Below are 12,482 nucleotides of genomic sequence, written 5' to 3' on the forward strand. Positions count from 1 at the left end.
CCCCTCCCGCCCGGGCGAGGACTAGCGGCTGTCGGCGATGAAGCGGTAGCCGACGCCGGTCTCGGTCAGCAGGTGCGCCGGCCGCGCCGGGTCGGCTTCGAGCTTGCGCCGCAGATGGCCCATGTAGATGCGCAGATAGTGGCCGTGTTCGACGCTGTTCGGCCCCCACACCGCGCGCAGCAACTGGCGGTGCGTCAGCACCTGGCCTTCGTGTGCCGCCAGCGTGGCGAGCAGCCGGTACTCGACCGGCGTCAGGTGCACCGGCTCGCCGGCGCGCGTGATCAGGCGGCGCGCCAGATCGAGTTCGCACTCGCCGAAGCGCAGCGGGCCTGCCGCATCGGCCGGCGTGCCGCCGCGGCGGCGCAGCGCGACGCGCACGCGCGCCATCAGTTCGCCGACCGAGAACGGTTTGATCAGGTAGTCGTCGGCGCCGGCGTCGAGTGCCGCGATCTTGTCGTCGTCGCCAGTACGCGCCGACAGCACGATGACCGGCACGCTGCTCCAGCCGCGCAGGTCGCGGATCAGGTCAACGCCGTCGCCGTCCGGCAGGCCGAGGTCGAGCACCAGCAGATCCGGTTTGCGCGTGCCGGCCTCGATCAGGCCGCGCTGCAGCGCCTCGGCCTCGAATACCTGATGCCCCGCCTCCTCCAGCGCCTGACGCACGAAACGGCGTATCGCCGCATCGTCCTCGACGATCAGTACTCGGGACACCGGGGGCAGCAGACTGCTCATGCCGCACAGTCTGCCGCAGACGGCAGATCGTTGCCCGCCGGCGCGTCACGGTGCGGCAAGGTCCAGCGGAACACCGCGCCGTGTGCCGGCGGCGGCCGGTTGGCGGCGCCGATGTCGCCGCCGTGCGCGCGCACGATGGCGCGGCAGATGGCCAGCCCGAGGCCGACGCCCGGCGTGCTCGATTCCGCCTCGCCGCGCGTGAACTTGCGGAACAGGTTTTCCGGATCGCCGGCCGGCAGGCCGGGACCGTCGTCGCTCACCTCGATCGCGATCGCGTCGCCGTCACGCGCGGCGGTGATGCGTATCGTCGTACCGGCCGGCGTGTACTTGGCGGCGTTCTCCAGCAGATTGACCAGCACCCGTTCCAGCAGCACGGCGTCGCCGTACAGCAGCGGCAGATCGGACGGCAGATCGACGCGCACCACGTGCCGCGCCAGCGCCCCCTCGATGGCGCGGATCGCGCTGCCCGCCAGTTCTTCCAGCGACTGCCAGTCGTGGCGCAGCGCCACTGCGCCGGCCTGCAGTCGCGCCATGTCGAGCAGGTTGTTCACCAGCTGCGCGGTGCGCCGCGCCTGTTCGACGATGGCGGCGATGGCCGGGCCGTGGGCGGACCCCTCGCGCGCCAGCGCGCCGGACAGGTTTTCCGACATGCCGATCAGCGCGGTCAGCGGCGTGCGCAGATCGTGCGACAGCGCTGCCAGCAGCGAATTGCGCAAGCGTTCCGATTCCATCGACAGCAGTGTGTCCTGCGCGACGGCGACGAAGTGCACGCGCTCGATGGCGATGGCGACCAGCGCGGCATAGGTGTCGAGCAGCTGGCGCTGTTCCGGAATCATCAGCAGCCGCGCGTGCGCCGGCTTCACGGCGATCACGCCGCGCGTACGCATCGGCGCCTGCAGCGGCAGGTAGAGCGCCGGCGCACCCGGCAGCGTGCCGGTACCGGCGCCGGCCGGTTCACTGTGGTCGTAGGCCCACTGCGCCAGTCCGGCGTCGGGCGCGAAGCGGTCGTTGTCGGGCGAGGCCGGTGCCAGTCGTTCGGCGGCGTCCGGCAGCAGCAGCGCGGCGTGGCCGCGGAAGGCACGCTCGACCGCGCGTTCGCCGATCTCGGCCACCTGTTCCAGCGTCAGCGCGCGCCCGAGATCGCGTGCCATCTCGAACAGGCTGCGCGCGCGGTCCTCGCGGTAGCGGGCGACGCGCGCCTGGTACTGCAGCGAGGCGGTGAGCTGACCGATGACCAGACCGACCGCCATCATGACGGCGAAGGTGATCAGGTACTCGGCGTCGCTGACCGAGAAGGTGAAGCGCGGCGGCACGAAGAAGAAATCGAAGGCCAGCACGTTCAGCACGGCCGACGCCAGCGCCGCCCGGCGACCGTGGCGCACGGCGATGGCGACCACGGCCAGCATGAACAGCATGACGATGTTGGCGAGGTCGAAGTAGGGCGCCAGCGGCGTCGCCAGCACCGTCACCGCGGCGCACGAGGCGCCGGCCCACAGATAGCCGCGCAGCGAGCGGGCGACCGCCTCGCCGTCGTCGTCCTCTGCCGGCGGCGGCGAAGCCGGTGCCGCGCCATCGCGCCGCGCGATCACCATGAATTCGATTTCCGGTGCCAGCGCCGCCACCCGTTCGCCGAAATGGCTGCGGCCGGTGGCGCGCTGCCACAGCGTGCCGATCAAGCCGCGCAGCGAATAGCCGGTCACCAGGGTGCCGAGATTGTGTTCGCGCGCGTAGGCCACGGCGGCCACGGCGGCGTCCTGCGCGGTCAGCGTGGCGGTGGTTGCGCCCAGCGACTCGGCCAGCTTGAGGGTGGCCAGTATCGCGCGGCGGCGTGCTTCGGGCAGGCGCTGCAGCGCCGGTGTTTCGATGTAGATGGCGTGCCAGGGCGCGTCGGCCTGCGCCGCCCGGCGGGCGGCCGCGCGCACCAGCCTTTCGGCACCGGCGTCCGGGCCGACGCAGGCGAGCAGCGCATCGCTCACCTGCCACACCGCGCGGCTGGCCTGCGCAACGTGTTCGCGCCGGTAGCTGCGTACGTCTTCCTCGACCCGCTCGGCCGTGCGGCGCAGCGCCAGTTCGCGCAGCGCCATCAGATTGCCCTTGCGGAAGAAGTTCTTCACCGCGCGCTCGGCCTGCTCCGGCAGATACACCTTGCCCTCGCGCAGCCGGCGCAGCAGGTCGTCGGTCGGCAGGTCGACCAGCACCACTTCGGAGGCGGAATCGAATACGTGGTCGGGCACCGTTTCGCGCACGCGGATGCCGGTGATGCCGCCGACCACGTCGTTCAGGCTTTCGATGTGCTGCACGTTCACCGTGGTCCACACGTCGATGCCGGCGTCGAGCAGTTCGTCGATGTCCTGCCAGCGCTTCGGGTGACGTGAGCCGGGCGCGTTGCTGTGCGCCAGTTCGTCGACCAGCAGCACGGCCGGCCGGCGGGCCAGCGCGCCGTCGAGATCGAATTCCTCCAGCGTGCGCCCCTGCACCGTCAGCGCGCGGCGCGGCAGTCGTTCCAGCCCCTGCAACTGCTGTGCGGTTTCGCTGCGGCCGTGCGTCTCGACGATGCCCACCACGACGTCGATCTGCTGTTCGCGCAGGCGCTGCGCGGCATCGAGCATGGACCAGGTCTTGCCGACGCCGGCCGACGAACCGAAGTAGATCTTCAGCCGGCCGCGCGCGGCCCGCGCCTCCGCCGCCTGTGCGGCGGCGAGCAGGGCGTCCGGGTCGGGGCGTATCGGTTCGTCGGTCATCGTCGCAGTCTAGGGTCTGTTGGCATTGAATCGCGAACCGCGTTTGCTGCGCGCGACCAGCCAGCCGACCAGCGCCAGCGGCGCGGCGATGGCCAGCAGACCGAGCAGCAGCACGAGGAAGTCGTGGTCCATGTTCAGCGCAGCGCGTCGAGCGCGCGGTTCAGCGCCAGCACGTTCACCCGCGGCTCGCCGATGAAGCCCAGCCACGGATGACGCGCGTGTCGTTCGATCAGCGCGTCGACCGCGGCCGGATCGATGCCGCGCACCCGTGCCACGCGTGCGAACTGATAACGCGCGGCGGCAAGGCTGATATCGGGGTCCAGGCCGCTGGCCGACGCGGTGACCAGATCGACTGGCACCGGTGCGCGGTTGTCCGGGTCGGCGGCCCGCAGCGCGGCGATGCGCTGTGCCACCGCGTCCATCAGCAGTCGGTTGTTCGCACCCAGATTGCTGCCGCCGGACGCGGCGCCGTTGTAGGGCTGCGGCGCGGTTGCCGACGGACGCGACCAGAAGTGGCCGGGCGACGAGAAGGGCTGACCGATCAGCGCCGAGCCGGTCAGCTGTTCTCCGTCGCGGATCAGCGATCCGGCGGCCCGCTCGGGGAACAGCGTCTGCGCCAGCGCGGTGACCAGCAGCGGGTAGGCGAGGCCGGTCAGTGCGGACAGCAGCAGGAAGAGCGACAGCGCGGGGCGCAGGGCGTGCAGTGCGGCGTTCATGACAGGACTCCGTGTTCAGGTGAGGTGCAGCGCGGTGAGCAGCACGTCGATGAGCTTGATGCCGACGAAGGGCACGACGAAACCGCCCAGGCCATAGAGCAGACCGTTGCGACGCAGCAGCGCGGCGGTACCGAGCGCGCGGTAGCGCACGCCGCGCAGCGCCAGCGGGATCAGCGCGACGATGATGAGCGCATTGAAGATGACGGCCGACAGGATGGCCGACTCGCCCGACGCGAGCTGCATCACGTTCAGCACACCCAGCTGCGGATAGGTGGCGGCGAAGGCGGCCGGCAGGATGGCGAAGTACTTGGCGACGTCGTTCGAAATGCTGAAGGTGGTCAGTGCGCCACGCGTCATCAGCATCTGCTTGCCGATCTCGACCACCTCGATCAGCTTGGTCGGATTGCTGTCGAGGTCGACCATGTTGCCGGCCTCCTTCGCCGCCTGCGTGCCGCTGTTCATCGCCACCGCGACATCGGCCTGCGCCAGCGCCGGCGCGTCGTTGGTGCCGTCGCCGGTCATCGCCACCATGCGGCCTTCGGCCTGGTAGCGGCGTATCAGCGCCAGCTTGGCTTCCGGCGTCGCTTCGGCCAGCACGTCGTCGACGCCCGCTTCGGCGGCGATGGCGGCAGCGGTGAGCCGGTTGTCGCCGGTGATCATCACGGTGCGTATGCCCATGCGCCGCAGTTCGACGAAGCGCTCGCGGATGCCGCCCTTGACGATGTCCTTCAGTTCGACCACGCCGAGCACGCGCGCGCCGTCGGCCACCACCAGCGGCGTGCTTCCGCGCCGGGCGGCGTCCTCGACGATGCGCACCAGTTCGGGCGCGAACTGTCCGCCCAGCGATTCGACATGCTGGCGCACTGCTTCGGCCGCGCCCTTGCGGATCTGGCGGCCTTCCCAGTTCACGCCGCTCATGCGGGTCTGCGCGGTGAAGGGCACGAAGGCGGCGTCGTGCGACAGCAGCTGGCGTTCGCGCAACGCGAACTTCTGTTTGGCCAGTACGACGATGCTGCGCCCTTCCGGCGTTTCGTCGGCCAGCGAGGCGAGTTGCGCGGCGTCGGCCAGTTCGCGCTCGCTCACGCCGGGCGCCGGCAGGAAGGCGGCGGCCTGGCGGTTGCCCAGCGTGATGGTGCCGGTCTTGTCGAGCAGCAGCACGTCGACGTCACCCGCCGCCTCGACCGCGCGGCCGGAGGTGGCGATCACGTTGGCGCCCAGCATGCGGCTCATGCCGGCCACGCCGATGGCCGACAGCAGGCCGCCTATCGTGGTCGGGATCAGGCACACAAGCAGCGCCACCAGCGCGGTCACGGTCACCGGCACGCCCTGCTGCGTGGCCTGCACCGCGAACAGCGAGAACGGCAGCAACGTCACGGTGGCCATCAGGAATGCCAGCGTCAATGCGATGAGCAGGATGGTCAGCGCCACTTCGTTCGGCGTCTTGCGCCGCTTCGCGCCCTCGACCATGGCGATCATGCGGTCGAGGAAGCTGTCGCCCGGGTTGACCGTGCAGCGCACGACGATCCAGTCCGACAGCACGCGCGTACCGCCGGTGACCGACGAGAAATCGCCGCCGGCCTCGCGGATGACCGGCGCCGACTCGCCGGTGATGGCGCTTTCGTCCACCGAGGCCACGCCTTCGATCACCTCGCCGTCGCAGGGCATGGTGTCGCCGGCTTCGACCAGCAGCACGTCGCCGATGCGCAAGGCGCCGGTATCGACCGCGTCCCAGCGCTCGCCCTGGCGCGGCGCGCGCAGCTTCTTCGCGGTGCCGCGTTTCTGCAGGCTGCGCAGGCTGGCGGCCTGCGCCTTGCTGCGGCCTTCGGCCAGCGCCTCGGCGAAATTGGCGAACAGCACGGTGAACCACAGCCACAGCGCATTGGCGCCGATGAACCAGGCCGGCGCCTCGCCCTGACCGGCCAGCGCTTGCAGCCACAGCGCGCTGATCAGCACGGCGCACAGCCAGACCACGAACATGACCGGATTGCGCCACTGCGCCACCGGATTGAGCTTGATGAAGGCGTCGCGCACCGCGCCGCGCAGCAGTGCGGGGTCGAGCAGCCCGGCGGCCGGGCGCGAAGGATGAAGGGCGTTCGTCATGATCCTGAGAACCTCAGCGATACAGGTTGATGTGCTCGACCACGGGGCCGAGCGCCAGCGCGGGCAGGTAGGTGAGCGCGCCCACCAGCAGCACGGTCAGCACCAGCAGCACGACGAACATCGGTCCGTGCGTCGGCATCGCGGCGTCCTGCGCGGCGGCGGGATCGCGCACGGCGCGGGTGCGCGCAGCCAGCGCGCCGGCCAGTGCCAGCACCGGCACGATGACGGCAAAGCGGCCGAGCGCCATCGCGATCGCCAGCGTCAGGTTGTAGAAGGGGGTGTTGACCGACAGCCCGGCGAAGGCGCTGCCGTTGTTGTTGGCGGCCGACGAGAAGGCGTACAGCACTTCCGAGAAGCCGGCCGCCGCCGGATTCAGCAGGCCGGCGCGACCGGCCTCGCTGCTCACCGCGAGCGCGGTGCCGGACAGCACCAGCAGCGGCGTGACCAGGATGGCGACGGCCACCCATTTCATTTCCGCTGGTTCGATCTTCTTGCCCAGGTAGGCCGGTGTGCGCCCGGTCATCAGCCCGGCGACGAACACCGCCAGCACGGCGAACAGCAGCATGCCGTACAGCCCCGAGCCGACGCCGCCGAACACCACCTCGCCCAGTTGCATCAGCAGCATCGTGATGCCGCCGGCCAGCGGCGTCAGCGACGCGTGCATCGCGTTCACCGCGCCGCAGGAGGCGGCCGTCGTGATGGCGGCGAACAGCGCGCTGGCGGCGACGCCGAAGCGCACCTCCTTGCCTTCCATATTGCCGCCGGCCTGCAGCGCACTGGCGGTCTGGTCGACACCGAGCGCGGCGAAATGCGGGTTGCCCGCCTGTTCCAGCGACATGATGCCGATCACCGCGGCCACGAACAGCACGGTCATCGCGGCCAGCAGTGCCCAGCCCTGACGGCGGTCGCCGACCACGCGACCGAAGGCCATGCACAGCCCGGCCGGAATCGCGAAGATGGCCAGCATCTGCAGCACATTGGTCCACGCCGTCGGGTTCTCGAAGGGGTGGGCCGAATTGGCGTTCATGAAGCCGCCACCGTTGGTGCCCAGCATCTTGATTGCTTCCTGCGAAGCCACCGGACCCATGGCCAGCGTCTGCGTGCCGACCGTACCTGCATCGGTATGCAGCGGTTCGAGCAGCGTGACCGTCAGGTCGGGCGACAGGTTCTGGATCACGCCCTGCGCCGCGAACGCCAGCGCCAGCAAGAAGGACAGCGGCAGCAGCAGCCACAGCGTGATGCGCAGAAGGTCGATCCAGAAATTGCCGATGCCGCCCGCACCGCTGCGGGCGAAGCCGCGCATCAGCGCGAAGGCGACCGCGATGCCGGTGGCGGCGGACAGGAAGTTCTGCACCGTCAGGCCCAGCATCTGGGTCAGGTGGCTCATCGTCGACTCGCCGCCGTAGCCTTGCCAGTTGGTGTTGGTGACGAAGCTCACTGCGGTGTTGAGCGCCGAGTCCCAGGTCGGCGCGGCGAACTGCTGCGGGTTCAGCGGCAGTTCGAACTGCAGCCGCTGCAGCGCGTACAGCGCGACCACGCCGATCAGGTTGAACAGCAGCAGCGCGCCAGCGTAGCCACGCCAGCTCTGCTCCTCGCCGCTCACGCCACAGGTGCGCAGCAGCGACGCCTCGATGCCGGCCAGCGGACGCGGCGCCCGTTCAGACACCAGGGCCAGCCAGCGACCCAGCGGCAGCGCGATCAGCCAGACGGCCAGCACGAAGCCGCCCAGCAGCATCCACATCTGGGCGGTCATCACAGATCCTCCGCGCGCCACAGCGCCCACAGCAGATAGACGAACAGCGCCGCGGCCAGCGCGGCGCAGATTCCGTACAGCGTTCCCATCATGATTCCTCCGCAGACGATGTGCGAAGACTAGGCGGGCACGTGCAAAGACGGTCTATAAATCGTGCGCCCCGCTGTATACGCGGCGTAAACGTGCCGGCCGCGCAGATTTCGGCAACGAACGATCAGGGCGTGAAGAAATAGCGTGTGAGGTGGAAGAACACCGGTGCGGCGAAGCTGACCGAATCCATGCGGTCCATCATGCCGCCATGGCCCTGGATCATGCTGCCCCAGTCCTTCGCGCCCAGGCTGCGCTTGACTGCCGACAGCACCAGCCCGCCGAGGAAACCCATGATCACGATGGCGGCCGACATGCCGGCCGCCTGCAGCGGCGTGAAGGGCGTGATCCACCACATCGCGGCGCCGATCGCGGTGGCCGACAGCGCGCCGCCGACGAAACCTTCCACCGTTTTCGAAGGGCTCACCACCGGCGCGATCTTCGTCTTGCCGAACAGCTTGCCGAACACGTACTGCAGCACGTCGCTCAGCTGCACGACGAGCAGCAGGTAGAACAGCAGCAGCGCGTTCTGGCCGGCGTAGTCAGGGATGTCGAGCAGCAGCAGCGCCGGTACGTGGCTGATGCAATAGATGGTCAGCATGACGCCCCACTGGATCTTGGCCGCGCGTTCGAGGAAGTGCTCGGTGTCCTGCGCCAGCACCGACAGTGAAGGCAGCAGCAGGAAGCCGTAGACCGGGATCAGGATCGAGAACAGCGCGTACCACTCGTCGGCGATCAGCGCGTACTGCAGCGGAATCGCGATGAAGAAGGACACCGAGAGTGCGCGGTGGTCGCCCGGTCGGGTCGGCGTCAGCGTCATGAATTCGCGCAACGCGAACCACGATATGAGCGCGAACATGACGATGGTGGCCATCTTGCCAAGCATGAAGGCGACCGCGAACACCGCCACCATGATCCACCAGGCCTTGATGCGCGCATTGAGGTTGTCGACCACGGCACGGCCCGACTCGCCGCTGACCCGCCGCGACAGCACCCAGCCGATCAGCGACGACAGCAGCAGCACGGCACCGATGCCGCCCATCAGCCAGTAGAACTTGTCCTGTGCGCTCATTCCGTTTCCTTTTTGTTGTCGCGCGGCCGTTCAGGCCAGATCGATCACCGCCCGCCGGGCGCGTTCGAGAAAGTCCGCCTTGTCCTCGCCGGCGATGCGGGCGAGTGGCGCGCCGAAGCGCACGGTGCAGATCAGCGGCACCGGGAAGAAGGTGCCCTTGGGCATGCAGCGGTGCAGATTTTCCAGATACACCGGCACCAGTTCGACCTCGGGGAAACGCTCGGCCAGATGGAACAGCCCCGCCTTGAACGGCCCCGGCAGCGGCTGCAGATTGCGCGTGCCTTCCGGGAAGAGGATCAGCGAATCACCAGCGGCGAGCGCCTCGGTCAGCGGTGCCAGCGGGTCTTTCGTCGCCTCGCTGCGCTGGCGTTCGATGAACACCGCGTTCAGTCCGCGCACCGCGATGCAGCGGCGCACTGCGTCGGTGTTCCAGTAGTCGGCGGCCGCCACCGGCCGCGTGTGCCGGCGCAGGTCGCGCGGCAGCGCCGACCACAGTGCCAGCGTGTCGATGTGGCTGGAGTGGTTGGCGAAGTAGATGCGCTGCGCCCGCGACGGCACACTGCCTTGCCAGCGCGGCGCTGCGCCCACCAGCGCGCGGGTGATTCCGATCAGCAGCGCGGAAATCAGCATGACGGCCCCGTCGTGGTGAGCTGACGCGCGATGCCCTGCGTGCGCGTGACGCAGGTGAGGACGGACCCTGCGGCGATCACCACGCAGGCCGCCTGCAGCGCCCACTGGCTGCCGGCCCAGGCCAGTTCGCCGGCGCCGATAAGGCAGGCGATGGTCATCACGGCCATGCGGTGCTGCTTGGCCATCGGCCCGCGGAAGCTTTGCGCCTGACCGAGCGCGCCGCCGAACACCCGCACATAGGCGGTCAGCGCCGCCGCCAGTGCGCCGAACCAGCCCAGCGCCGGCCAGCCGACGGCGTAACCGAGTGCGACGATGAGCAGCGAGTCGGCGACGCGATCCGGAAATTCGTTGTACAGCGCACCCAGCGCCGACTTCTTGCCGCCCTCGACCGCCACCATGCCGTCCAGCAGATTGCAGATCAGGCGCCCCTGTATCGCCAGCGCGCAGCCGACCAGGCCGGCGGGTGTCGGCCACCACAGCAGCAGCGCCGCCCCGGCCGCGGCGAACAGGATGCTGACGACCGAAATCTGATTCGGCGTCACGTCGGTGCGCGCCAGCGAGGCCGCACTGCGCTGCGCCCAGCCGGCCGAGCGGGCGGCAATCGGACGACGGTTTTCGTCCGTTTCCTCTTTCGGACGACGGCTCTCGTCCGCGTCGGCGTTCACTTGAGGCAGCTCGTCCGCATCGTTCATGTTCTTGGGCTCCGCACGGGTGGTGGGATACGGCGCTGGCATTCTGCCCGGAATGCACGCGGCCGTCATGGGTGGGCGTCACCGCGCGCCAATGTAAGGATTCGCCACCGCGCACGGTCTGCTGTGGTATCGAACCAGGACGCGGCGCCGGCGGAACCCCGCTCGGCGTTCCGGCGTCCGACAGTCAGTCCCGCACAGGGACGACACCGTGGAGGACACACGATGAACCGCCGCCAACTGCTCGGCCTGCTTGCGCTGCACGGCCTGGGCTTCGCCGCCCTGCCGCTGCGCGCCGAGACGCCGGCGCCGCTCAAACTGAGCGACGCCGAGTGGAAGAAGCGCCTGACGCCGGCGCAGTACGCCGTGCTGCGCGAAGAAGACACCGAGCGCCCGGGCAGCAGCCCGCTCAATACCGAGAAGCGCCGCGGCACCTACCATTGCGCCGGCTGCGACCTCGCGCTGTTCTCGTCGGACGCCAAGTACGAAAGCGGCACCGGCTGGCCCAGCTTCCACACCGCGCTGCCGGGGGCGCTGGGCACGAAGACCGACTACAAGCTCATCCTGCCGCGCACCGAGTATCACTGTGCGCGCTGCGGCGGCCATCAGGGCCACCTGTTCAACGACGGCCCGGCGCCGACCGGCAAGCGCTACTGCAACAACGGCGTGGCGCTGCGCTTCGCGCCGGCGGCGGCATGATCACCCTGCGCACGCTGGCCGGACTCGTTGCATTGCTGGCGCTGAGCGGCGGCGCAACGGCGCAGACCACCGCCCGCGCCACCTTCGCCGGCGGCTGCTTCTGGTGCGTCGAGGCGGATTTCGACAAGGTCGACGGCGTGCTCAAGACCACTTCCGGCTACACCGGCGGAAAGACCGCCCATCCGAGCTACGAGGAGGTGTCATCGCACGCCACCGGTCACGCCGAAGCGGTGCAGATCGAGTACGACCCGGCGAAGGTGAGTTACGACAGACTGCTCGACGTGTTCTGGCACAGCATCGACCCGACCGCGAAGAACCGTCAGTTCTGCGACATCGGCACGCCCTACCGCACCGCCATCTTCGCCCACGATGCGGCCCAACTCGACGCCGCCCGTCGCTCGCTCGCCGCGCTGGAAAAGAGCAAGCCGTTCAAGGCGCCCATCGTGACCGAGATCCATATGGCGGACACCTTCTACCCGGCCGAGGACTATCACCAGGACTACTACCGGAAGAATCCCGCGCGCTACACCTATTACCGCTGGAGCTGCGGCCGGGACGCGCGCCTGCGCGAGCTGTGGGGCGCGAAGTAGACGGGGCGGCTCCCGCAGGAACTGCCCCTGACCCGCTGCCCGGTCAGGAGCCGGGCTTCTGTGGGAGGGGTCTTCTGACCCCGACAGCGGCTTGCATCGAAGCCGGCGGACTGCGGCGGCCGCATCGCGAGCAAGCTCGCTCCCACGAAAGCACCGCTCCGGCAAAGATCCGGGAGGGCTTCTTGTGGGAGATTCTATGTTCCGCCGCAAGCGTTTTCGTGTTGTTTCGGGACATAGTCTGCGGCGTTCTTCATCAGTGAGAAGGCAACGCGCGCGAGTTTTCGGTCCAGCGCAACAAGCGCCTGGGTGCGGCTGAATCCGCGCTGGAGCATGTGCTGGTAGAACGGCTGCCAGGTCGTGGATCGGCTAGCCGCCATGGCGGCGTTGTAGAGCAGGCGACGCATCTCCGAATCGCCCTTCTTGCTCAGCGCACGGCGTCCGGTCTTCTTGCCCGAATCGCGCACGCTGACGTCCAGGCCGAGGAAGGCGATGAAGGCGTCCGCGCCACTGAAGGGGGCGCGATGGAACACCGCGCACAGGCCGGCGGCGGTGAGGGCGCCGACGCCTTCGATCTTCAGGATGCGCCGGTACGGCTCTGTCCATCCGCTTTCGTTGATCAGCGAGGCGATACGCTGTTCGAACCGTTTGATCAAGGCGGTGAGCCGCGCCAGGG

General features: G+C 69.3%; 13 protein-coding genes. 2 read left to right on the forward strand and 11 right to left on the reverse strand.

Annotated features, from left to right (window positions below; all coding sequences use genetic code 11):
* Positions 1-21: 21 nt before the first annotated feature.
* The 10 genes from kdpE to AC51BJ_RS18830 all read right to left on the reverse strand — a co-directional run bounded on the left by kdpE (position 22) and on the right by AC51BJ_RS18830 (position 10,523).
* Complete coding sequence (gene kdpE / locus AC51BJ_RS18785) at positions 22-732, reverse strand: two-component system response regulator KdpE (protein WP_496281243.1); 711 nt, start codon at positions 730-732, stop codon at positions 22-24.
* Positions 729-3,473 carry a two-component system sensor histidine kinase KdpD gene (gene kdpD, locus AC51BJ_RS18790; protein WP_496281244.1) on the reverse strand — a complete coding sequence of 915 codons (2,745 nt, stop codon included), beginning with the start codon at positions 3,471-3,473 and terminating at the stop codon, positions 729-731. The genes kdpE and kdpD overlap by 4 nt, the downstream gene beginning before the upstream one ends.
* A gap of 9 nt (positions 3,474-3,482) precedes the next feature.
* The gene (locus tag AC51BJ_RS18795) at positions 3,483-3,605 is read right to left on the reverse strand and encodes a hypothetical protein (RefSeq protein WP_496281245.1); all 123 of its coding nucleotides are present in this window, start codon (positions 3,603-3,605) and stop codon (positions 3,483-3,485) included.
* Between the two features lie 2 nt (positions 3,606-3,607).
* Positions 3,608-4,189, reverse strand: coding sequence for a potassium-transporting ATPase subunit KdpC (gene kdpC, locus AC51BJ_RS18800; RefSeq protein WP_496281246.1), 582 nt, complete (start codon positions 4,187-4,189; stop codon positions 3,608-3,610).
* A gap of 15 nt (positions 4,190-4,204) precedes the next feature.
* The gene (gene kdpB, locus AC51BJ_RS18805; protein ID WP_496281247.1) at positions 4,205-6,289 is read right to left on the reverse strand and encodes a potassium-transporting ATPase subunit KdpB; all 2,085 of its coding nucleotides are present in this window, start codon (positions 6,287-6,289) and stop codon (positions 4,205-4,207) included.
* Between the two features lie 13 nt (positions 6,290-6,302).
* Positions 6,303-8,042 (reverse strand): potassium-transporting ATPase subunit KdpA, encoded by a 1,740-nt coding sequence (gene kdpA / locus AC51BJ_RS18810; protein ID WP_496281248.1) that lies wholly within the window; start codon positions 8,040-8,042, stop codon positions 6,303-6,305.
* A complete protein-coding gene (locus tag AC51BJ_RS18815) occupies positions 8,042-8,134 on the reverse strand; it encodes a potassium-transporting ATPase subunit F (protein ID WP_081629055.1) in 93 nt (30 codons plus the stop codon). The genes kdpA and AC51BJ_RS18815 overlap by 1 nt, the downstream gene beginning before the upstream one ends.
* A 122-nt stretch (positions 8,135-8,256) precedes the next feature.
* The gene (locus tag AC51BJ_RS18820) at positions 8,257-9,201 is read right to left on the reverse strand and encodes a phosphatidate cytidylyltransferase (RefSeq protein ID WP_496281249.1); all 945 of its coding nucleotides are present in this window, start codon (positions 9,199-9,201) and stop codon (positions 8,257-8,259) included.
* A 30-nt stretch (positions 9,202-9,231) separates the two neighbouring features.
* Positions 9,232-9,831, reverse strand: coding sequence for a lysophospholipid acyltransferase family protein (locus AC51BJ_RS18825; protein WP_430432793.1), 600 nt, complete (start codon positions 9,829-9,831; stop codon positions 9,232-9,234).
* Complete coding sequence (locus tag AC51BJ_RS18830) at positions 9,825-10,523, reverse strand: CDP-alcohol phosphatidyltransferase family protein (RefSeq protein ID WP_496281250.1); 699 nt, start codon at positions 10,521-10,523, stop codon at positions 9,825-9,827. The genes AC51BJ_RS18825 and AC51BJ_RS18830 overlap by 7 nt, the downstream gene beginning before the upstream one ends.
* Positions 10,524-10,745: 222 nt before the next feature.
* On the opposite strand from AC51BJ_RS18830, the gene msrB reads away from it, so the two are divergent.
* Together msrB and msrA are read left to right on the forward strand one after the other, a co-directional pair.
* Entirely contained in the window at positions 10,746-11,219 is a 474-nt protein-coding gene (msrB, locus tag AC51BJ_RS18835; protein WP_496281251.1) for a peptide-methionine (R)-S-oxide reductase MsrB, read from the forward strand.
* Entirely contained in the window at positions 11,216-11,809 is a 594-nt protein-coding gene (gene msrA, locus AC51BJ_RS18840) for a peptide-methionine (S)-S-oxide reductase MsrA (protein WP_430432796.1), read from the forward strand. Before msrB ends, msrA begins: the two co-directional genes overlap by 4 nt.
* A gap of 194 nt (positions 11,810-12,003) precedes the next feature.
* Here the strand turns inward: msrA and AC51BJ_RS18845 are convergent.
* A partial coding sequence (locus AC51BJ_RS18845) for a transposase (RefSeq protein WP_496281252.1) occupies positions 12,004-12,482 on the reverse strand: 479 nt, incomplete at its 5' end.

This window comes from Methyloversatilis sp. S146-33 (genome assembly GCF_059552495.1).